20 protein-coding genes and 1 tRNA gene are annotated in these 19,535 nt (G+C 72.3%); 14 read left to right on the top strand and 7 right to left on the bottom strand.

Features of this window, described 5'->3' with window-relative positions; all coding sequences use genetic code 11:
• Nucleotide 1: 1 nt before the first annotated feature.
• Genes FHU40_RS04295 through rdgB form a run of 4 tightly spaced genes read left to right on the top strand, consistent with a single transcriptional unit; the run spans nt 2 to nt 2,961 of the window.
• Entirely contained in the window at nt 2–811 is an 810-nt protein-coding gene (locus FHU40_RS04295; protein WP_183591015.1) for an ABC transporter permease, read from the top strand.
• A gap of 1 nt (nt 812) precedes the next feature.
• On the top strand, nt 813–1,598 hold the full coding sequence (locus FHU40_RS04290) for an ABC transporter permease (RefSeq protein ID WP_183591014.1): 786 nt from the start codon (nt 813–815) through the stop codon (nt 1,596–1,598).
• Nucleotides 1,599–1,627: 29 nt separating this feature from the next.
• Nucleotides 1,628–2,356 (top strand): ribonuclease PH, encoded by a 729-nt coding sequence (gene rph, locus FHU40_RS04285; RefSeq protein ID WP_183591013.1) that lies wholly within the window; start codon nt 1,628–1,630, stop codon nt 2,354–2,356.
• On the top strand, nt 2,353–2,961 hold the full coding sequence (rdgB, locus tag FHU40_RS04280; protein ID WP_183591012.1) for an RdgB/HAM1 family non-canonical purine NTP pyrophosphatase: 609 nt from the start codon (nt 2,353–2,355) through the stop codon (nt 2,959–2,961). Before rph ends, rdgB begins: the two co-directional genes overlap by 4 nt.
• 131 nt (nt 2,962–3,092) lie before the next feature.
• Here the strand turns inward: rdgB and FHU40_RS04275 are convergent, their stop codons facing one another.
• From FHU40_RS04275 to bcp, 4 genes are all read right to left on the bottom strand, one after another.
• Nucleotides 3,093–3,962 (bottom strand): bile acid:sodium symporter family protein, encoded by an 870-nt coding sequence (locus FHU40_RS04275; RefSeq protein ID WP_183591011.1) that lies wholly within the window; start codon nt 3,960–3,962, stop codon nt 3,093–3,095.
• Nucleotides 3,963–4,271: 309 nt separating this feature from the next.
• Complete coding sequence (locus tag FHU40_RS04270; RefSeq protein ID WP_183590707.1) at nt 4,272–5,630, bottom strand: IS1380 family transposase; 1,359 nt, start codon at nt 5,628–5,630, stop codon at nt 4,272–4,274.
• Nucleotides 5,631–5,797: 167 nt separating this feature from the next.
• Nucleotides 5,798–5,871: transfer RNA gene (locus tag FHU40_RS04265), tRNA-Leu, on the bottom strand.
• A gap of 114 nt (nt 5,872–5,985) precedes the next feature.
• On the bottom strand, nt 5,986–6,477 hold the full coding sequence (gene bcp / locus FHU40_RS04260; RefSeq protein ID WP_183591010.1) for a thioredoxin-dependent thiol peroxidase: 492 nt from the start codon (nt 6,475–6,477) through the stop codon (nt 5,986–5,988).
• Between the two features lie 104 nt (nt 6,478–6,581).
• Between bcp and FHU40_RS04255 the strand changes: the two genes are divergently transcribed.
• The 6 genes from FHU40_RS04255 to FHU40_RS04230 all read left to right on the top strand — a co-directional run bounded on the left by FHU40_RS04255 (nt 6,582) and on the right by FHU40_RS04230 (nt 9,703).
• The gene (locus FHU40_RS04255; protein ID WP_183591009.1) at nt 6,582–7,283 is read left to right on the top strand and encodes an energy-coupling factor ABC transporter permease; all 702 of its coding nucleotides are present in this window, start codon (nt 6,582–6,584) and stop codon (nt 7,281–7,283) included.
• Entirely contained in the window at nt 7,280–7,627 is a 348-nt protein-coding gene (locus FHU40_RS04250; protein ID WP_183591008.1) for a PDGLE domain-containing protein, read from the top strand. Before FHU40_RS04255 ends, FHU40_RS04250 begins: the two co-directional genes overlap by 4 nt.
• On the top strand, nt 7,627–8,298 hold the full coding sequence (gene cbiQ, locus FHU40_RS04245) for a cobalt ECF transporter T component CbiQ (protein ID WP_183591007.1): 672 nt from the start codon (nt 7,627–7,629) through the stop codon (nt 8,296–8,298). The genes FHU40_RS04250 and cbiQ overlap by 1 nt, the downstream gene beginning before the upstream one ends.
• Nucleotides 8,295–9,044, top strand: coding sequence for an energy-coupling factor ABC transporter ATP-binding protein (locus tag FHU40_RS04240; protein WP_183591006.1), 750 nt, complete (start codon nt 8,295–8,297; stop codon nt 9,042–9,044). The genes cbiQ and FHU40_RS04240 overlap by 4 nt, the downstream gene beginning before the upstream one ends.
• 76 nt (nt 9,045–9,120) lie before the next feature.
• Nucleotides 9,121–9,375, top strand: a complete 255-nt coding sequence (locus tag FHU40_RS04235; protein WP_183591005.1) for a DUF3618 domain-containing protein — start codon at nt 9,121–9,123, stop codon at nt 9,373–9,375.
• A 28-nt stretch (nt 9,376–9,403) separates the two neighbouring features.
• Nucleotides 9,404–9,703 carry a GroES family chaperonin gene (locus tag FHU40_RS04230; protein ID WP_183592186.1) on the top strand — a complete coding sequence of 100 codons (300 nt, stop codon included), beginning with the start codon at nt 9,404–9,406 and terminating at the stop codon, nt 9,701–9,703.
• 40 nt (nt 9,704–9,743) lie between these two features.
• Here FHU40_RS04230 and FHU40_RS04225 read toward each other — a convergent pair whose 3' ends face one another.
• From FHU40_RS04225 to FHU40_RS04215, 3 genes are all read right to left on the bottom strand, one after another.
• Nucleotides 9,744–11,045, bottom strand: a complete 1,302-nt coding sequence (locus FHU40_RS04225) for a hypothetical protein (RefSeq protein WP_183592291.1) — start codon at nt 11,043–11,045, stop codon at nt 9,744–9,746.
• Between the two features lie 171 nt (nt 11,046–11,216).
• The gene (locus FHU40_RS04220) at nt 11,217–12,707 is read right to left on the bottom strand and encodes an FAD-dependent oxidoreductase (protein WP_183591004.1); all 1,491 of its coding nucleotides are present in this window, start codon (nt 12,705–12,707) and stop codon (nt 11,217–11,219) included.
• Between the two features lie 49 nt (nt 12,708–12,756).
• Entirely contained in the window at nt 12,757–13,110 is a 354-nt protein-coding gene (locus tag FHU40_RS04215; protein WP_183591003.1) for a hypothetical protein, read from the bottom strand.
• A 123-nt stretch (nt 13,111–13,233) separates the two neighbouring features.
• On the opposite strand from FHU40_RS04215, the gene FHU40_RS04210 reads away from it, so the two are divergent.
• The 4 genes from FHU40_RS04210 (at nt 13,234) to FHU40_RS04195 (ending at nt 19,440) form a co-directional block, all read left to right on the top strand.
• A complete protein-coding gene (locus FHU40_RS04210; protein ID WP_343057716.1) occupies nt 13,234–14,241 on the top strand; it encodes an iron ABC transporter substrate-binding protein in 1,008 nt (335 codons plus the stop codon).
• A 68-nt stretch (nt 14,242–14,309) separates the two neighbouring features.
• Nucleotides 14,310–15,821 carry an ABC transporter permease gene (locus tag FHU40_RS04205; protein WP_343057715.1) on the top strand — a complete coding sequence of 504 codons (1,512 nt, stop codon included), beginning with the start codon at nt 14,310–14,312 and terminating at the stop codon, nt 15,819–15,821.
• Entirely contained in the window at nt 15,818–16,879 is a 1,062-nt protein-coding gene (locus FHU40_RS04200; protein ID WP_183591002.1) for an ABC transporter ATP-binding protein, read from the top strand. Before FHU40_RS04205 ends, FHU40_RS04200 begins: the two co-directional genes overlap by 4 nt.
• A complete protein-coding gene (locus FHU40_RS04195; RefSeq protein WP_183591001.1) occupies nt 16,876–19,440 on the top strand; it encodes an AMP-binding protein in 2,565 nt (854 codons plus the stop codon). Before FHU40_RS04200 ends, FHU40_RS04195 begins: the two co-directional genes overlap by 4 nt.
• Nucleotides 19,441–19,535 lie beyond the last annotated feature (95 nt).

The raw sequence follows: 19,535 nt of genomic DNA, 5'->3' as shown, positions 1-19,535 counted from the left end.
CATGAACTCCACCGTCGCCCCCGGCCTCGGACACGCCCTGGACATCTCCGGCACCTCGCCCACGCCGTTCTCGAGGCTGGTCCGCACCGAGCTCCGCAAGACCTGGGACACCCGTGCGGGTCTCTGGCTGTTGATCGCGACCGCCGCCCTGACCGGCGTGGTGATGGTCATCCAGCTGGCCGTGGTGGTCGCCCAGGACCTGACCGTCTCGTACAACGACTTCCTGACCTCGACGAACTTCTCGATCGCCCTGCTGCTGCCGGTGATCGGCATCCTGCTGCTCACCAGCGAGTGGAGCCAGCGCACGGCGATGGTCACGTTCTCGCTCGAGCCGCGCCGGCCGCTGGTGATCCTCGCCAAGCTGGTCGTGGGCATCGGGCTGGCCGTCGCGGCGGTCGCCATCGCCCTGGTGCTGGCCACCATCTGCAACGCCCTCTACGGCCTGCTCTCGGACTTCCCGGTCGTGTGGGACCTCAGCGTCCTGCAGACCCTGGCCTTCGTGCTGATGCAGATCATCGGGATGCTCACCGGCTTCGCGTTCGCCGCCCTGCTACTGAACTCCCCGGCCGCGATCGTGCTCTACATGGTCTACTCCTTCGTCCTCCCGGGGATCTTCGGCCTCGGCGCCGCGCTGATCGGGTGGTTCGAGGACCTCCAACCGTGGATCGACTTCAGCGACGCACAGACGCCGCTCATCGACGCGTCGATGAGCGGCGAGGACTGGGCGCACTTCGCGGTCAGTGGCGTCATCTGGCTGGTGATCCCGCTCGCGATCGGCGTCCTGCGGGTGCTGCGCGCCGAGGTGAAGTGAGGTGACCGCAGCGACCCTCGACGTCTCGGGCACCACGGCGACGCCGTTCCAGCGACTGGTGCGCGTCGAGCTCCGCAAGTCCTACGACACCCGGGCCGGCTTCTGGCTGCTCGCGACGATCGGCCTGCTGGTCCTGGCGGCGGAGGTGATCGCCGTCTCCGTGACGGCGGCGCAGGACGAGCCGATGAGCTTCGGCGACTTCGTGGGCACGGCGGCGTTCCTGACGTCGTTCCTGCTCCCCGTGCTCGGCATCATGCTCGTCACGACGGAGTGGAGCCAGCGCAGCGCGATGGTGACGTTCTCGCTCGAGCCGCGTCGCCCGCTGGTGATCGCGGCGAAGGCGCTGGTCGGCGTGCTGCTGACTTTGGCCACCGTCGTCTTCTCGATCGTGGTCGGCTTCGTCGCCAACCTCGCCTACGGGCTGTTCCAGGGGGACACCGACTGGACCTTCGGCTGGCCGGACTTCTTCGCGTTCCTGATCACCCAGGTGCTCGCGATGCTGGGCGGCTTCGCGCTCGCGGCGCTGCTGCTCAACACCGCCGCCGCGATCGTGGTGTTCTTCGTCTACAAGTGGGTGCTGCCCGGGCTGCTCGCGCTGGGCGGCGCGCTGATGGGGTGGTTCGAGACGCTCCGCCCGTGGATCGACTTCCAGTCCTCCCAAGCCGCGATCTGGGACTGGTCGACGTCGGGTGAGGAGTGGGCCCAGCTGGTCGTGTCGGCGATCGTCTGGCTCGTCGTACCGCTCACCATCGGCATCTGGCGGGTCTTGCGGGCCGAGGTGAAGTGACGGGGCGGGGTGACACTAGGGTCGGTGCCATGACTGTCACCCCCCGCGAGGACGGCCGCGCCGACGACGAGCTGCGGCCGGTCACGATCACCCGCAACTGGCTCGACCACGCCGCCGGATCGGTGCTGGTCGAGTTCGGCCGGACCAGGGTCCTCTGCGCCGCCTCGGCCTCCGAGGGCGTCCCGCGCTGGCGCAAGGGCTCGGGTCTGGGCTGGGTGACCGCGGAGTACGCCATGCTCCCGGCCTCCACCAACACCCGCTCCGAGCGCGAGTCGGTCAAGGGCCGCATCGGCGGCCGCACCCACGAGATCAGCCGCCTGATCGGCCGCTCGCTCCGGGCGGTCATCGACTACCGGGCGCTGGGTGAGAACACCATCCAGCTCGACTGCGACGTGCTCCAGGCCGACGGCGGCACCCGCACCGCCGCGATCACCGGGGCGTACGTCGCGCTCGCCGACGCCGTGGCCCACCTCCGCTCGACCGGCGCGCTCACCGGCGAGCCGCTCACGGGCTCGGTGGCCGCGGTCAGCGTGGGCATCATCGACGGCGTGCCGCGCCTCGACCTGCCCTATGTCGAGGACGTGCGCGCCGAGACCGACATGAACGTCGTGATGACCGGCGACGGCAAGTTCGTCGAGGTGCAGGGCACGGCCGAGGGCGCGGCGTTCGACCGGGCCGAGCTCGACGCGCTGCTCGCGCTGGCCGAGAAGGGCTGCGCCGACCTGACCCGCATCCAGCGCGAGGCACTGGAGTCATGAAGGTCTTCCTCGCGTCGCGCAACCGCAAGAAGATCGAGGAGATGGAGCGCATCCTGCGCGAGCATCTCCCCGAGGTCGAGGTGCTCGGCATCGACGACGTCGAGGGCTATGACGAGCCGGTCGAGGACCAGGCGACGTTCGAGGGCAACGCGCTGCTCAAGGCGCGCGCCGGCTTCGCGGCGACCGGCCTGCCGGCGCTCGCCGACGACAGCGGCCTGTGCGTCGACGCGCTCAACGGGATGCCGGGCGTGCTCTCGGCCCGCTGGTCCGGTCCCCCCAAGAGCGACGACCGCAACAACGAGCTGCTGCTCGCGCAGCTGGAGGACGTACCCGACGAGCGTCGCAGCGCCCACTTCATGTGCGCGGTGGCCTTCGTGCACGCCGACGGGCTCGGCGGCGAGGAGTGCGCCTCCGGCGTGATGCCCGGCAAGGTGGTCCGCGAGTGCCGGGGGAGCGGCGGCTTCGGGTACGACGTGCTGTTCGAGGCCGACGACCGCCCCGGCCTGACCACGGCCGAGCTGCCCCGCGAGGAGAAGGACGCGATCTCGCACCGCGGCTGGGCGCTGCGCCGGATGGCGCCGATCGTCGCGCGGATCCTGCAGTGAGCCGACCCTCGCCGGTCGGCGGTGGGTGGTCCACCGTCTTCTGACCCGCGGTCCGTGGGGTGTCCACCGCTGGGTGGTGGGTCGGCGGGTCGGCGGTGCGCCGTCCACTGTTCCGACGGCGCGAGGGACGGTCAGGCCGGCTGAGGGGCGCGCGCCAGCCGCTTGCTGATCGCGTAGCCCCAGAGCGCGGCGAACACGAACATGAAGATCGAGTAGACCGCGGCCGGCACCGACACCTCGGTGCTGTCGAGCACCTCGACCGCGACGTAGATCGCCAGCGTCGCGTTGTGCACGCCGATCTCCATCGACGACGCGATCGCCTGCTCCTCCCGGACGCCGAACGCCCTGGGCACGACGTACCCGACCACGAGCGAGATCGCGCAGAAGAGCGCGGTCGCGACGCCGACGTCGGCGAGGTAGTCGCCGACGTTCTCGGCCTGGTCGACGAGGATGCCGAGCACCAGGACCGCCAGGATCACCGCGGACCCGATCCGCACCGGTCGGTCCATCCGGAGCGCGAACGCCGCGGCCCTGGCGCGCACGAGCATCCCGATCGCGACCGGCACGAGCACGATCGCGAACACCTCGACGACCTTGGCGAACTGCAGGCTGACGGAGTCGCTCTGGTCGTAGTGGTCGATCGCCAGGTTGGTGATCAGCGGAAGCGTGAAGATGCAGATGACCGAGTTGACGGCCGTGAGGCTCACGTTCAGCGCCACGTCGCCCCGGAAGAGGTGGCTGAAGAGGTTCGCGCTGGTGCCGCCCGGAGACGCCGCGAGCAGCATCATGCCGATCGCCAGCAGTGGCGGCAGGTCGAGCGCCTTGACCAGCGCGAAGCAGATGGCCGGCAGCAGCAGGAGCTGGCAGCCCAGGGCCACCACCACCGGCTTCGGTGACCGGGCCACCCGGCGGAAGTCGTCGAGGGTCAGCGACAGGCCGAGGCCGAACATGATGATGCCAAGCGCCACCGGGAGCGCGACGGTGGTGAGCGCGGAGTCCATGCGCGGACTCTAGTGGTCGTCGCTGGAAGTTCCTCGGGGGTGGCCCGTGCTCGGGGTGCGTGCATCGCAAGGCGCCGGAGCGCGGCTCTACTTGTTCGTCCAGCAAGCGACGGCAACGCAGCGAGGTGCGTGCCCGGGGTGCGGGCCACCCGAAGAACTTCCGGTGATGGCCACTAGCCTCGATCTTTCATGACGTCGGTGGATCGGGTGTCGTGCTGAGCTGATGGGCTTTGGTGGCCGCTGGCGCGGTGAATCGCCGGCCCTCTTGCCGGTTCTCCGAGGTCCTGGTCGTTCGGGCTGGGCGGGTGTTCAGGTGAGGGCGGCGAGTCGGCGGTGTCCGCCGAGGACGAGGTCAGCCCAGGGCCATCGCCGCGACAGGCGCAGGATCCGACGTCGGCCGGTGGTGATCACCCGGCCGGCGACCGCGAGGAGTCGCAGTCGGATCCGTTTGGGTTCCCAGACCCGCGCTGGTTGTCCGTGCCAGGCCAGGACCTGGGTCCAGGTCATGAGTTCGGCGGCGAGCTGGGTCAGCTCGAGCCAGAGCTGGTTCTTGTCGAACCCCTGCAGCGGGAGGTTGGTCGCCCCGGTGTCCTTCAGGGCGCGGATGCGGTCCTCGGCGCGGGCCCGGAGCCGGTGGGTGACCTCGAGATCAGCCAGCCGGCCGCTCTTGGTGTTGGTGGCGAACACCGTGATCCGCCAGCCCTCGTGATCGGTGATCCGCAACTGGGCTCCTGGGTGGGGCCGCTCGCGGCGGGCGATCACCCGCATCCCGGGCGGCCAGCCCGTGAACGTGGTCGGCAGCCACCGAGTCAGCTCGGCGACCTGAGCGCCCTCACGCGGCCGTCCGTCGGCATCGAGTGCCCTGCGCCACGCCTGCTTCGGCAGCACCGCGAGGGCGTCGAGAACGGGCTGACGACCGTAGACGCCCACCGAGTACTCCAGACCCAAGTTGTGGACGTGCCACACGAACGCGTGGACCCCCGAGCCGGTGTCACCACGCACCAGCACCCGCGACCGCAGGTGCTCGGGGAGTTGGGCGAGGGCCTCATCGAGGACCCTGATCTGGTCAGCGGCGTCGTTGGCGGCCGCCTTCCCCGGCCGCAGCATCGCCGCCAACGGCTCACCGGAGCCACCCTGACCGTGGTCGACGAAGGCGAGCATCGGGTGGAACCCGAACCCGCGCTTGAAGTTCGGCGTCGCACCCTCCTTTTCCGAGTGCGCCCCGATCAGGGTGGCATCAAGATCGACCACCACCTGCTCCTCATCGGCGAAGGGCGTGCGCTGCGCCCACACTCGATCGCGAGCAACCGCACGAGCGGCCCGGATCGCCGCGATCGCTTCCTCAGGTCGCTCAGCCAAGGCCTCGATGAGGCGGCTGACCGTCGGGTCGGAGGCCACCGACCCGAACAGCTCCGGCTGGGCCCGGACCACGCCGATGTCGGCCAGGCAGTCGCCACCCAACGCGATCGCAACCGCCAGATCCAGCACCGTCTTGCCCGGGTCGTGCGTCGACCTGCTCGAGCGCCACGGCGCCAACCCATCCGCCAATGCCGTTGCCAGCCCGCTCACACGGGCCGTCGACAACAAAATCGCCGCGCCCGCCGACGAGATCAGCGACTCGCCCCCGCACTCGACACGAAGACCAGAACCAGCCGGGATAACCTTCACCTACGGAGTGCCTTTCCGCTTGGCTTCCTTGGACCTTCGACAAGCCCAAGAATCCCTCGCAGGACAGGCACTTCCGTGCGTTACACGCCGTACTCAGTCACGACTACGTGAAAGATCGAGGCTAGTGACCGTCGTCACACCGTGGGTGCGAATCGCCGGCGCTGCGGTGCGCCCGGAGAGACTCGAACTCTCACTGGTCAGGACCTAAACCTGATGCCTCTGCCTATTGGGCTACGGGCGCGCGGGGGAAGTCTCCCATGGTGGGTTCGAGGCTCGGGCCCGACGGCCCGCACGCCGCAACGCCCGTCGCGCTGGCTGAGGCGTGAGTGCAGCGTGCCTCGGCATCGCCGCGAGATCAGCGAGGCTCTTCGTCCGCGAGGTTGAGCTTGAGGTCCCTGCGCAGCTTCGCCACGTGGCCGGTGGCCTTGACGTTGTACTGCGCGAGGAAGACCTTGCCGTCCTCGTCGACGACGACCGTGGACCGGATGACGCCCTCGACGACCTTGCCGTAGAGCTTCTTCTCGCCGTAGGCGCCGTACTCCTTCATCACGGTCTTGTCCGGGTCGGAGAGCAGCGTGATCGTGAGATTGTCGCGCTCGCGGAACTTCGCGAGCTTCGCCGGCTTGTCGGGGGAGATGCCCACGACCTCGTAGCCCTGCGCCTGCAGCGAGTCGAGGGAGTCGGTGAAGTCACAGGCCTGCTTGGTGCAGCCCGGGGTCATCGCCGCCGGGTAGAAGTAGACGATCACCTTGCGGCCGAGGAAGTCGCCCAGCGCGACGTCCTTCCCGGCGTCGTCGCTCAGCGTGAACTCGGGGGCGGTGTCGCCGGGGGAGAGGCGCTCGGTCACGGACGAACTCCTTGTCGCAATAGATGTGCAATAACGTAGAGTGGGCACGGACCCAGGTCCGACCAACCTATCCGCTGTTGCACGAACGCCGAGCAGGAGAGCCCATGCACGTCCCGGACGGCTTCCTTGACGCGCCGACCTCGGTGACGACCGGTGTGGTCGCCGTCGCGGCCGTGGGCGTGTCGCTGGTCAAGGCCCGCAACGAGCTCGACGACAAGACCGCGCCGATGGCCGGCCTGGTCGCGGCGTTCATCTTCGCCGTGCAGATGATCAACTTCCCGGTCGCGTCCGGCACCAGCGGACACCTGATGGGCGGCGCCCTCGCGGCCGTGCTCGTCGGGCCCTGGACCGGCATCCTCTGCCTGAGTGTGGTCCTCCTCGTCCAGTGCCTGCTCTTCGCCGACGGCGGCATCACGGCGCTCGGCACCAACATCACGCTGATGGGCCTGGCCACGGTCGTCGTCGGCTGGCTGGTCTTCAAGGGCCTCCAGCTGGTGATGCCCAAGCGGCTCTCGCTCACCGCGCTCCAGGCCGGCATCGGCGCGTTCGTCTCCGTGCCCGTGGCCGCGCTGCTCTTCGTCGCGTTGTACGCCATGGGCGGCACGGCGGACATCCCGCTGGACACCCTCACGACCGCGATGGTCGGCGTGCACGTGCTGATCGGCGTCGGCGAAGGTGTGATCACGTTCCTCGCGGTCGGCGCGATCCTCGCCGTACGCCCCGACCTCGTCTACGGCGCCCGCCCGATCCTGGAGCGTCGTCAGCTCGAGATCCGCACGAGCTCGACGACGGGAGCCTCCGCATGAAGACCGTCTCCACCAGGTGGGTCGTCGCCGGCGTCGCCGTGGTCGCGCTGGTGCTGGCCGGCGTGATCAGCTTCTACGCCTCGGCGGACCCCGACGGCCTCACCAAGGTCTCGCAGGACAAGGGCTTCGCACACACCGAGACCGACCACGGCGCCAAGGACAGCCCGTTCGCGGGCTACGCCACCAAGGACGTCGACAACGAGCGGCTCTCCGGTGGCCTCGCGGGCGTGATCGGCGTGGTCGTCGTGCTCGTCCTCGGCACCGGCCTGGTCTACGTCGTACGCCGCCGCAAGCCGGCGGAGCCCGCCGCCAACGACGAGCGTGACCGCGAGCCGGTCAGCTGATGGGCGCGGGCCACGGCCACCAGCTGCACTACCACGGGCACTCGCCCGTGCACCGCGTCCCGGCGCACCTGAAGATCCTGGCGCTGCTGGGGTTCATGATCGTGGTGGTCGCAACGCCGCGCGACTGGTACCCGGTCTTCGGCGTCTACCTCCTCCTGCTCGCCGCGGTCATCGGGATGTCCCGGGTGCCGCCGACGTACCTGCTCAAGCGCACGGTCGTCGAGGTCCCGTTCGTGCTCTTCGCGGTGCTCCTGCCGTTCGTCGCCACCGGCCCCCGCACGGAGGTGCTCGGCGTCACCGTCAGCCAGCACGGGCTCGAGGCCGGTGTCGCGCTGCTGATCAAGGGCACGCTGGGTGTGCTGGCCAGCCTCACGCTCGCGGCGACCACCGAGCCGCAGGAGCTGCTGCTCGGCCTCGAGCGGCTCCGGCTGCCGCAGCAGCTCGTGCAGATCATGGCCTTCATGGTCCGCTACCTCGACGTCGTCACCGGCGAGATGCGGCGGATGAAGGTCGCGCGGGAGTCCCGCGGCTTCTCCGCCCGCAACCCCAGGCACTGGCCGGTGCTGGCCCGCTCGGCGGGCGCGCTGTTCATCCGGTCCTACGAGCGCGGGGAGCGGGTGCACCTGGCGATGCTGTCGCGGGGCTACACGGGCCGGATGCCGCGCTCATGACACCGGTCCTCGACGTCCACGGCCTGGCCTACGCCTACCCCGACGGGCACCAGGCGCTCTTCGGTGTCGACCTGCACGTCCACCGCGGGGAGCGGGTCGCGCTGCTCGGTCCCAACGGCGCCGGCAAGACCACGCTGGTGCTCCACCTCAACGGCATCCTCACCGCCGGCGCGGGCTCCGTCGCGGTCAGCGGCCTCGCCGTGGAGAAGGCCAACCTGACCGAGATCCGGCGCCGCGTCGGGGTCGTCTTCCAGGACCCCGACGACCAGCTCTTCATGGGCACCGTGCGCGCCGACGTCGCCTTCGGGCCGGCCAACCTCGGCATCACCGGCGCCGAGCTGGACCACCGGGTCCTGCGGGCGCTCGAGCAGGTCGGCATGGAGGAGTACGTCGACCGGCCGCCGCACCACCTCTCCTTCGGCCAGCGGCGCCGGGTCGCGGTGGCGACCGTGCTCGCGATGGAGCCGGAGGTCCTGGTGCTCGACGAGCCGTCGTCGAACCTCGATCCCGCCTCCCGCCGCGAGCTCGCCGACATCCTGCGCTCGCTCGACGTGACCGTCCTGATGGTCACCCACGACCTGCCGTACGCGCTCGAGCTGTGCCCGCGCTCGGTAGTGCTCAGCGGCGGCACCGTCGTCGCCGACGGCACGACGTACGACGTGCTCACCGACGAGGCACTGATGAAGGCGCACCGTCTCGAGCTGCCGTTCGGGTTCGATCCCCGGACCGCGATGCCCCGCCCGTAGGCGGGGTACCCGCTGATTGGTAGCGTTTCCGCTCGACGCCGTCATCGCGCGTCGTCACGAGTCAGAGGAGAAGAGGGTGGGCCAGGACCAGCAGCTGTCCGAGCTCGAGCAGGAGATCGCCGAGACCAGGGAGCGCCTGGCGACGACGATCGACCAGCTCTTGTACCGGGCGCACCCGAGGACCATCGTGAGTCGCGAGGTCAGCAGCATCAAGGCCCGCTTCGTGGACACCCGCACCGGCCAGCCCCGCACCGACAACATCCTGAAGGCCGCGGGCGCGGTCGTCGGCGTGGTCGCTGTGTTCGTGATCATCCGGAAGGTCGTCAGCTGATCCCGTGAGCAGCAAGACGCCCATCAAGATGCTCCACGACCGGGTCCTCGTCGAACTCGACAAGGAGTCCGGGGAGCGCCGCTCCTCCGGCGGCATCGTCATCCCCGCCACCGCCGCCATGGGCGCCCGCCGGCTCGCCTGGTCGAGGGTCGTCGCGGTCGGCCCGCACGCCCGTGCCGTCCAGGTCGGCGACCGGGTCCTCTTCGACGCCGACGACAAGGCCGAGGTCGAGGTCAACGGGGAGCTGTACGTCGTGATGCGCGAGCGCGACGTGCATGCCGTCGCCGCCGATCGGGTGGGCGACGCGGCCACCGGCCTCTACCTCTAGTTGGCACCGCCGCCCGGGTCGATGCCGGCCGCGGTCGGGGTCAGCGGACCCTGATCCGCAGCGTCTTGCTCGCCACGCCGTCGACGACCACGCGGAACTGGTAGGTCCCGCGCTTGGCCAGCCGCGGGAAGGTGACCCGCGCCGACCCGTCCGCCGCGATCCGGACCGTGCGCGCCGTCTTCCAGGAGCCCCGGGCCTGGCGCTGCACCCGGAGCACCTCGGCGTCGGTGTCGACCACCGTGACCTGGACGGGCTGCGGAGCCGCGCCCTTGCGGACCGCGACGGCGCCCGAGCGGAAGCCGGTGAGCCGGGCCGCGGTCGGAGCCGCCTCCGGGCCGGCCGCCGACGGCACGGCCGCGGCGGGCGCGGGCTCGGCGGGTGCCGGTGCTGCGGGTGCCGGTGCTGCGGGTGCCGGTGCTGCGGGTGCCGGTGCTGCGGGTGCGGGGTCCGGCGCCGCCCAGTCGCCGCAGCCCAGGCTGCCCTGCCAGTGGTAGTTGGTGCCGCCGACCTGGACCCACACGACGCGATACGCCGTCACGCCGGCCGGCCACTGGGGGTGCGCGGCGTAGGTGAAGACGGTGCGCCCGCTCCAGGTGCCGTCGTTGTTGTGGAAGTTCAGGGTCAGCTCGCCCAGGTTCGTCTCGAACCGGATGTTGACGTCGTTGGCCTGCCCCGACGGGATGTTGGCCGGGTAGTCGACGGTGAGCTCGTCGCAGGTGGGCGGGGCGTACTGCCAGTCCCACGTCCACGGCACGACCTCGGTCGTCGGGTGCTCCGGGTCCGTCGTCACCGGGAGCTCGCCCTCGCCCGGCTCGCCGGGGTCGGTCGGGTCGCCGGGGTCGGTCGGGTCCGTCGGGTCCGTCGGGTCGGTGGGTCCGGTCTCGCACGGCTGCACCCAGAAGGTCTTGAACTTGTGGTCCGAGCCCTGCGACCCCGGGGTGGTCGTGGTGACCTTCACGTGGAAGCCCTGCTGCGGGTGCGGCGTGCCGGTGAAGGAGAGCGTGTAGATCTCCCGGCCGTCGAGGTCGGTGCCTCCGCCGGCGGCGTCGCCGCCGACGAACACGCTGGTGTTGCCGGTGACGCTGATGGTCGCGTCGGCGGTCGGGGCCTGGCTCGCGAAGCTGACGGTGGAGACGAACTCGGGGCCCTCGTCGTAGCCGTACCACTCGATCGCGAACGAGCACGACACGTGCGGGTCGTTGCTCGGCGTCCCGACCTCGTCGGCCTCCGCGATCTTGACGGTCCCGTTGTTCCCATTGCCCGCGAGCGCCGGTGCGGCCCCGAGCCCGAGGACGGTGGGCACGAGGAGGGCCGAGGTGAGGGTGGCGAGCCGGCTGCGCATGGACGGTGCTCCAGGGGTCGTGGACGAGGTGCGGGCACCAGGCTCACATGCGCGTCGGGCGGTTTCGGCGGTTGTGGCAGAGCCTTGGACGACCGGTGGGCGAACCTTGCAGAGCCCTTGAGGAAGGCCCTTCCCGGGTGTGGCGCGGGCCACGCCGCGCTTGTTCGTCGGTCAACGACGTCGGCGCAGCCCGCACGTCGCCGGCCCCTCGAGCACGCTGCCGTCGGTGTCGAAGCGCGAGCCGTGCAGCGGGCAGTCCCAGCTGCGTTCTGCGTCGTTCCAGCGCAGCACCCCGCCCAGGTGGGTGCACACCGCCGACACCACCTGCTCGCGGCCGTCGACGCGGGTGGCCGCCGTGGGCGGTCCCGGCCGCTCGTATCGCACCCGGCCGTCGCCGTCGTCGGGTGCCGGTCGGGCGCCGGCGTGCCGGAGTGGGCGCAGCCAGCCGCCGACCAGCTCGACGCCGACCTCGGCATTGGCGAGCGCTATCCCGGGAAGACCGGAGAGCTCGCGGGTGCTCCACGGCTCGAGGGCGCTCGCCCATGGCTGCTGGCCGCCGAGCACACGACCGGAGATCGCGAGTGCCGCGGCGACGCCGTTCGTCAGCCCCCATTTGGAGTAGCCGCCCGCGACCAGCACCTGCTCGGCACCCGGAAGCACCGGCCCCACGTAGGGCAGTGCGGACGTCGTCGCGTAGTCCTGCGCCGACCAGGCATGGGTCTCCCGTGCCCCCGGGAAGTGCTCGTGGGTCCAGAGGCGCAGCGAGTCGAGATGCTCCCGCGCGGAAGTCGCCGCCCCCGTGCGGTGCCCGGAGCCACCGACGAGGAGCAGCCGCCCGCCGTCGGCATCGCGCAGCGACCGCGTCGGGCCGTCGGCCGAGAGATACATGCCGTCGACCGCGGGGGAGTCGGTGCGGAACGCCAGCGAGTACGACCGCTGCGGGGTCGCCCGGGCGAAGAAGCCGCCCCGGTCGAGGATCGGCATGTTGGTCGCGACGACCACCAGGCCGGCGCTCGCCTCGCCGCGCTCGGTGAGCACGCGCACCGGGTCCCGACCGCGGACCCGGCGCACCCGCTCGCCCTCGACGACGACGGCCCCGTGCCGGCGGGCGTCCGTCGCCAGCGCGGCCACGAGACCCACCGGGTCGACCTGTCGCTGGTCGGGCAGCAGCACGGCGCCCCGCGTCGGGAAGGGGAGCGGAGGACGGTCGACCCAGGTCGCCTCGTCCAGACCGGCGCGCAGGAGTGCGTCGAGCTCGGAGCGTGCCGCGCTCTCCCCGCCGGCCGACGTCGCGTAGGTGTAGGCCGGCCGCGTCTCGCACTCGACGTCGTGGTCGCCGCAGAAGCGGTCGAGCCAGGCCAGGCCTTCCCGGTTGGCCTCCGCGTAGGACCGCAGCACCGCGGTCGAGTGGCGGCGCGCGATCCGCGAGAGGTGGGTGCCCTGCAGGACGCTGACCTTGGCGGTGCTGCCGCCGGTCGTGCCGGCCCCGATGTGCCGTGCCTCGACGACCGCCACCGAGTGACCCGCGCGCGCGAGCAGCGTCGCAGTCGTGAGCCCGGTGACCCCACCGCCGATGACCACGACGTCCCACTCACCACCCAGCACCGCGGCTTCGGGGCTGGGCATGTCGTTGCGGTCCCACCACATCGATCTCAGCGTCATGGATGGGCGGTGCCCCACCCGCGGCACGTCATGCGGCGTGCGGCGCGGGTCAGCGGCGACGGAGCACGGCGTACGCCGCCCCCGCGACCGCCAGCGCGGCGAGGGCGATGCCGGGGGCGAGGCCGCGGGGCAGGTCGCCGTCGGTGCGGTAGCCGGCCCGGGTCAGGTGGCTCTGCGCGGAGCGGATCGAGCGGTTGGCCTGGTGGGAGAGCACCGAGCCGTCGCTCTGGTGGGAGAGCAGCGAGAAGCGGCTCATCGACGACCCGACCGAGCCCAGTGACGCGAACGACCCGATGCTGCCGAGGGAGGCCGCCGAGCCCACGGACCCGATGCTGAGCACGGACCCGTCGGAGCAGACCGACAGGACGCTGTTGCGGGACCGGTACGACCAGAGGCTCGGCACGACCCCGATCGTAGGCCGGGGTTCTTCGGCTTCGGCGGACCGCGCTCCGGGTCCTCATGAAGATGCCCTAAGGTAAGCCTGCCCTAATGGAGATCGTCACCCTGAGCCACAGGAAGCCCGCCCGTGAAACGTCTGCCCCTGGCCCTCGTCAGTGTCCTGGTCATCGCCCTCGGCAGCGCCGCCTGCTCGGGGGACGACGGGCCGAAGATCGTGGTCTACAACGCTCAGCACGAGCAGCTGCTCGAGGAGATCGCGCCGAAGTTCGAGGAGCAGACCGGCATCAAGGTCGAGCTGCGCAACGGCTCGGACTCCGAGCTGGCGGCCCAGCTGATCCAGGAGGGCGAGGCCTCCTCGGCGGACGTGTTCCTGACCGAGAACACGCCGGCGATGTCGGCGGTCGAGCGGGCCGGGCTGTTCGCGCCGCTCGAGGCCGCGGCGACCGAGCCGATCCCGGCCGCCTACCGGCCGGCCAGCGGGGAGTGGACCGGCTTCGTGGCGCGGTCGACGGTGCTGGTGTACAACCCGAGCCTGGTCGGGGAGGACGAGCTGCCGGAGTCGCTCCTGGACCTCGCGAAGCCCGAGTGGGCCGGCAAGGTGTCCTTCTCGCCCACGGGTGCGGACTTCCAGGCGATCGTGGCCGCGGTGCTCGACCTGGAGGGCGAGGACGCCGCCCGGCAGTGGCTGGAGGGCCTGAAGGCCAACGGCACCGTGTACGACGGCAACAACGTGGTGCTCGAGGCGGTCAACTCGGGTGAGATCGCGACCGGCATCGAGTACCACTACTACTGGTACCGCGACCAGGCCGAGTCCGGCGACCACAGCGACGACAGCGAGCTGCACTACTTCGGCGACCAGGACCCGGGCGCGTTCCTCAGCGTCTCGGGCGCCGGGGTGCTGAAGAACGCCGAGCACCCGGACGAGGCTCAGGAGTTCGTCGCGTACCTGACCAGCGAGGAGGGACAGCAGGCGCTGGCGGACAGCTACGCCCTGGAGTACCCCCTGAACCCGGCGGTCGGCCTGGAGCCGCCCGTGCGGCCACTCGCCGAGCTGCAGCCGCCCACCGTCGCCGTCAGCGACCTCGACGGCGACAAGGTGGTGGAGCTGCTCTCCGACGCGGGGTTCGTGCTCTGAGCGTCCAGGCCACCGTCGCACCGCCCGGGCTCCGCCGCCCGGGCCGGGAGACGGCTCGGCCGCCGGCGGTGCTGGTGCTGCTCGGGCTGCTGGTCGCGGCGACGAGCCTGCTGCCGCTCGGCTTCGTCGTCGTCTCCACCGCCGAGCTCGGCCCCGCCGAGGCCTGGGACCTGGTGACCCGGCCGCGCTTCGACGACCTGGTGTGGAACACCTCCCGACTGCTGGTCGGCGGCGTCGCGCTCAGCCTGCTCCTCGGGGTCGGGTGCGCGTGGCTCGTGGTGCGCACCGACCTGCCGCTGGCCCGCCTCTGGCACGGCCTACTGTGCGCACCGCTCGCGGTGCCCGCGTTCGTCAACGGCTACGGCTGGATCTCGACCACCCACGCCGTCCAGTCCTACTGGGGCGCGGTGCTCGTCGTCAGCCTCTCCTACTACCCGCTCGTCTACCTGCCGACCGTGGCCGCGCTGAGCCGGCTGGACTCCTCGGTCGAGGACGTCGCCGCCAGCCTCGGCGCCGGCGCCTGGTCGTCGTTCTTCCGGGTGGTGCTGCCGACGATCAGCCCCGCCGTGCTCGGCGGGGCGCTGCTGGTCGGCCTCCACCTGCTGGGGGAGTACGGCGCCCTGCAGCTGCTCAACTTCCCGACCCTGACCACCGGGATCCTCGACCAGTACCGCCTCTCCTTCAACGGCCCGGCCGCCACCATGCTGGCGCTGGTGCTCGTCGCCTTCTGCCTGGTCCTGCTCGGCCTCGAGCTGCTGGCCCGCGGCCGCCGACGCCGCTCGCGCGTGGGCTCCGGCGTCGGCCGGCCGGCGACCCGGCACCGGCTCGGCCGTGCCGCACCGGCCTGGTGCGCGGCCCTGCTCGCGCTCGCGGTGCTGAGCCTCGGCGTACCACTCGTCAGCCTGGTGCGCTGGCTGGTGCGCGGCAACTCGTCGTCGCTGCCCGCGGGCGACCTCGGCGCCGCGCTGGGCACCACCCTCGGCCTGGCGGTCGCCGCCGGCGTGCTGGCCACGGCGGCAGCCCTCCCGATCGCCTGGCTCGCGGTGCGGTACCGCGGCGTGGTCGTCACCCTGATCGAGCGGGCGGTGTATCCCGCGAACGCGCTGCCGGGCATCGTCGTCGCGCTGGCGCTGGTGACGATCTCGATCCGGGTGGTGCCCTCGCTGTACCAGACGCTGCCGGTGCTCGTCGTCGGCTACGTGATCCTGTTCCTGCCGCGCGCCGCGGTGGGCGTCAGGCCCACGCTCGAGCTGGCGCCGCCGGTCCTCGAGGACGTCGCGACCTCGCTCGGCTGCAGCCGGGCGGGCGCCGTCCGCCGGGTCACGCTGCCCCTGGTGCTGCCCGGGCTGGCGGCCAGCGTCGCGCTGGTCTCGCTGGCCGTCGGCACCGAGCTCACCGCGACCCTGCTGCTGGCGCCCACCGGCACCTCGACGCTGGCCACCGAGTTCTGGTCACGTGCCTCCGCCGTCGAGTACGGCGCCGCCGCCCCGTTCGCGCTCGCGCTGATCCTGCTGTCGATACCCGCCACGTGGCTGCTCGGGAGGGCGGCCGTGTCCCGGAGCCCGAGGAGGCCGGCATGACTCGACCGACGGTGGGGCTGCGGGTCAGCGGCCTGACCAAGTCCTTCGGCCCGACCCGCGTCCTCGACGACGTCGACCTCGACGTGCCCGGCGGGATCACCGCCGTGCTGGGCGCCTCCGGCTGCGGCAAGACGACGCTCCTGCGGCTGATCGCCGGCTTCCTCGAGCCCGACGCCGGCACCATCCGGCTCGGGGACCGGACGGTCGCCGGTGCGGGCCGGCCGGTGCCGCCGCGGCGCCGGCGGATCGGGTACGTCCCGCAGGAGGGCGCGCTGTTCCCGCACCTCGACGTCGCGGCGAACGTCGCGTTCGGCCTCCCGTCGGGCCGCCGCTCCGCGGCCGCGCGGCGGCGCGTCGAGGAGATGCTCGACCTGGTCGAGCTGCCCCGCGCCGCGGCGAGCCGGCACCCCCACCAGCTGTCCGGCGGTCAGCAGCAGCGCGTCGCGCTGGCCCGCGCGCTCGCGCCGCGACCGGACGTCGTACTGCTCGACGAGCCGTTCTCCTCCCTCGACGCCGCCCTGCGCGAGGAGACCGGACGCGCGGTCGTCAGGGCCCTGCGCGCCAGCGAGGCGACGGCGGTGCTGGTCACCCACGACCAGGGCGAGGCGCTCTCGCTCGCCGATCTCGTCGCGGTCATGGCGCACGGACGCTTCCTCCAGGTGGCGGCACCCACCGACATCTACCTCGACCCCGCGGGCCCGGCCGTGGCGTCGTTCGTCGGGCACGCCGTGCTGGTGTCGGCCGAGGCGCACGCCGGAACCGCCGCCGGCGCGCTCGGCCCGATCCCGGTGCGCGGTGCCCGCGACGGCCGCGTCCTCCTGGCGGTGCGGCCCGAGCAGGTCGCGGTCACCGCGAAGGACGCGCCCGGGTGCCTGACCGCCGAGGTGGTCGAGGTGTCGTTCTTCGGGCACGACGCGACCGTCCGCGTGCGGGTCGGCGCGGACGACCAGGTCGATCTGACCGCGCGGGTGCCCGCGACCGACGTGCCCGAACCCGGGACGCAGGTCGGCGTGCGCGTGGTCGGCGAGGTCCTGGCGTTCCCCGAGAACCCGCGATGAGCACGCTCCCGGTCGCGCGTCCCGCCCACTGGCTGCTCGGCGGGGCGCCGGGCGATCCGGCGCTGGTCCACGGCGACCGGGTGGTGACGTACGCCGAGCTCCTCGACCTGGTCACGGCGGAGCGGGACCGCTTGGGACCGCGGCACCTCGTGACGCTGGAGGCGCGGCCGACGATCGAGTTCGTGGTCGCCTACCTGGCCGCACTGGCCGACGGCCATCCGGTGCTGCTGCTCGGCGAGGGCGGTCTCGAGCGGCACGCCCATCTGGTCGCGGAGTACCGGCCAGGCACCAGCACCGGCCTGCACCCCGACCTCGCGCTGCTGCTCTCGACGTCCGGCTCGACCGGCTCGCCCAAGCTGGTCCGGCTCTCGCGCGCCAACGTCGAGGCCAACGCACGCAGCATCGCCGACTACCTCGACCTGCACTCGAAGGACGTGGCGATCACGGCGCTGCCCCTGCACTACTGCTACGGGCTCTCGGTGCTGCACAGCCACCTGCTGGTCGGCGCCACCGTCGTGCTGACCGATCTGTCGGTCGCCGACGCCTGCTTCTGGGACCTCGCCGAGCGCACGTCGGTGACCGGCCTGGCCGGAGTGCCCCACACCTTCGCGCTGCTCGACGCCGTGGGCTTCGGTCGGCGGGTGCTGCCCCGGCTCCCGTCGCTGCGCTACCTCACGCAGGCCGGCGGCCGGATGGCGCCGGACCGGGTCCGTGAGTACGCCGCGCTGCTCCACGAGCGCGGCGTCGACCTGTTCGTGATGTACGGCCAGACCGAGGCGACCGCGCGAATCGCGTACCTGCCGCCCGAGCTCGCGCCGGACCACCCGGACGCGATCGGCGTCGCCGTCCCGGGCGGCACGCTGCGGGTGGTGCCGGTGCCGGACGCGCCACCGGGGACCGGCGAGCTCGTCTACGCCGGACCCAACGTGATGATGGGCTACGCCGAGTCGCTCGCCGACCTGGCCCGCGGTGCCGAGCTGAGCGAGCTGCGCACCGGCGACCTGGCCCGGGTCACCGATGCCGGGCTCGTCGAGGTGCTCGGCCGGCTCGACCGACAGGCCAAGGTGCTCGGCCACCGGGTCGACCTCGACCGGGTCGAGGCGCTGCTCGCCGACGCCGGCGACGTCGTGCGCCTGGTCGCGCGCCCGGAGCGCCTGTGGGCGTTCGTCCCCGGCGTCCGTGCCCGGTCCCGGGTGCGCGACCGCATCGCCGCCGTGACGGGGCTGCGCGGCTCGGCGCTGCGGGTGGTGGTGCTCGACACCCTGCCGGTCACCGCGTCGGGCAAGCCCGACGACGCCGCACTCCGGGGTCACGTCGAGCGTGAGGAGTCGCTCGGCGGCCCCGTCGCCACCACGCCGCTCACCGCCGAGGAGGTCCGCGACTTGTACGCCGTCGTGCTCGGTCGCCCGGAGGCGACGGTCGCCGACTCGTTCGTCGGGCTCGGCGGCGACTCGCTGTCCTACGTCGAGGTGTCGACCCGGCTCGGTGAGCGGCTCGGCACGCTCCCGTCGTCCTGGCCCACGAGGTCGGCGACCGACCTGGCCCGCGTCGCCGTTCCGGCGCCGGCCGACCCCGCCCGGCGCCGGCGCGGCGTCCCGGTGGACGTCTCGGTGGTGCTCCGCGCGGTCGCGATCACGCTCGTCGTGGTCACGCACGCGGACCTGTTACAGCTCCAGGGCGGTGCACACCTGCTGCTGGCGGTCGCCGGCTACAACCTCGCTCGGTTCCAGCTCGCGGTCACCGACCGGCGTGAGCGGGTGCTCGGACTGCTGCGCAGCGCGCGCACGGTCGCGCTGCCGGCGGTGCTGTTCGTGGGCCTGCTCGCCGCGGTCGGCCACGAGTACCGCTGGTCGACGGCGGTGCTCCTCAACGGGGTGCTCGGGGGCGATCGCTGGGACGAGCAGTGGCAGTTCTGGTTCCTCGAGACGCTGGTGTGGAGCTACCTCGGCCTGGCCGCGCTGCTCGCGGTGCCACTGCTCGCCCGCGCTCATCGGGCCGCGCCGTTCCGATCCGCGCTCCTGCTCCTCGCCGTCACGCTCGCTGTGCGCTACGCGTGGACCGGCGTCGAGGCGACGTCGACCGAGCGGTACACGCTCGGCATGGTCGCCTGGTGCATCGCGCTGGGCGCGTGTGCGGCGTACGCCCGCAGCCGGTGGCAGCGGCTGCTCGTGGCCGCGATCGCGGTCGCGGCGACGGTCGGCTTCTTCGGCGACCCGCGGCGCGAGACGCTCATCGTGGCCGGCGTCCTGCTGCTCCTCGCCGGCCGGCCGGTCCGGCTGCCCGGATGGGCGGCCTCGGCGCTCGGCGTCCTCGCCGCGGCATCGCTGTGGATCTACCTCACCCACTGGCAGGTCTACCCGCCGCTCGAGGACGGCGGCCATCAGGTCTGGGCGATCCTCGCCTCGCTGGCCGTCGGTGTCGCGGCGTCGCACGCCTGGTCGGCCGCGAGCCGCCGGCTGCGGCCCGGCCAGGGCCGGTCGTGGTCTCGGGACTGCCCCGGGGGCCCGAGAGCGACGGCTCGGCCGCGCCGGTCTGGGGTGGGCTCCGGTGGAGGCCGGTGACCCCGGCGGCATCAGGGGCCGCAGGTTCATCAAGGGATGAAGGTCGCCGCGCGCCTACCCGGGTGAGCTCACCCGGGTAGGCGCGATCTTCCGTT

Origin of the sequence: Nocardioides soli (assembly GCF_014191495.1) — a bacterium.
Classification (GTDB): domain Bacteria; phylum Actinomycetota; class Actinomycetes; order Propionibacteriales; family Nocardioidaceae; genus Nocardioides; species Nocardioides soli.
Note: the sequence above shows the minus strand (reverse complement) of the source record. Positions and strands in the feature narration are given on the sequence as shown.

Coding starts and splice junctions, on each gene's coding strand:
- FHU40_RS04295 (WP_183591015.1), top strand. CDS start 2: ATGAACTCCACCGTCGCCCCCGGCCTCGGACACGCCCTGGACATCTCC.
- rph (WP_183591013.1), top strand. CDS start 1,628: ATGACTGTCACCCCCCGCGAGGACGGCCGCGCCGACGACGAGCTGCGG.
- rdgB (WP_183591012.1), top strand. CDS start 2,353: ATGAAGGTCTTCCTCGCGTCGCGCAACCGCAAGAAGATCGAGGAGATG.
- FHU40_RS04275 (WP_183591011.1), bottom strand. CDS start 3,962: ATGGACTCCGCGCTCACCACCGTCGCGCTCCCGGTGGCGCTTGGCATC.
- FHU40_RS04255 (WP_183591009.1), top strand. CDS start 6,582: ATGCACGTCCCGGACGGCTTCCTTGACGCGCCGACCTCGGTGACGACC.
- FHU40_RS04250 (WP_183591008.1), top strand. CDS start 7,280: ATGAAGACCGTCTCCACCAGGTGGGTCGTCGCCGGCGTCGCCGTGGTC.
- cbiQ (WP_183591007.1), top strand. CDS start 7,627: ATGGGCGCGGGCCACGGCCACCAGCTGCACTACCACGGGCACTCGCCC.
- FHU40_RS04240 (WP_183591006.1), top strand. CDS start 8,295: ATGACACCGGTCCTCGACGTCCACGGCCTGGCCTACGCCTACCCCGAC.
- FHU40_RS04230 (WP_183592186.1), top strand. CDS start 9,404: ATGCTCCACGACCGGGTCCTCGTCGAACTCGACAAGGAGTCCGGGGAG.
- FHU40_RS04225 (WP_183592291.1), bottom strand. CDS start 11,045: ATGCGCAGCCGGCTCGCCACCCTCACCTCGGCCCTCCTCGTGCCCACC.
- FHU40_RS04220 (WP_183591004.1), bottom strand. CDS start 12,707: ATGACGCTGAGATCGATGTGGTGGGACCGCAACGACATGCCCAGCCCC.
- FHU40_RS04200 (WP_183591002.1), top strand. CDS start 15,818: ATGACTCGACCGACGGTGGGGCTGCGGGTCAGCGGCCTGACCAAGTCC.
- FHU40_RS04195 (WP_183591001.1), top strand. CDS start 16,876: ATGAGCACGCTCCCGGTCGCGCGTCCCGCCCACTGGCTGCTCGGCGGG.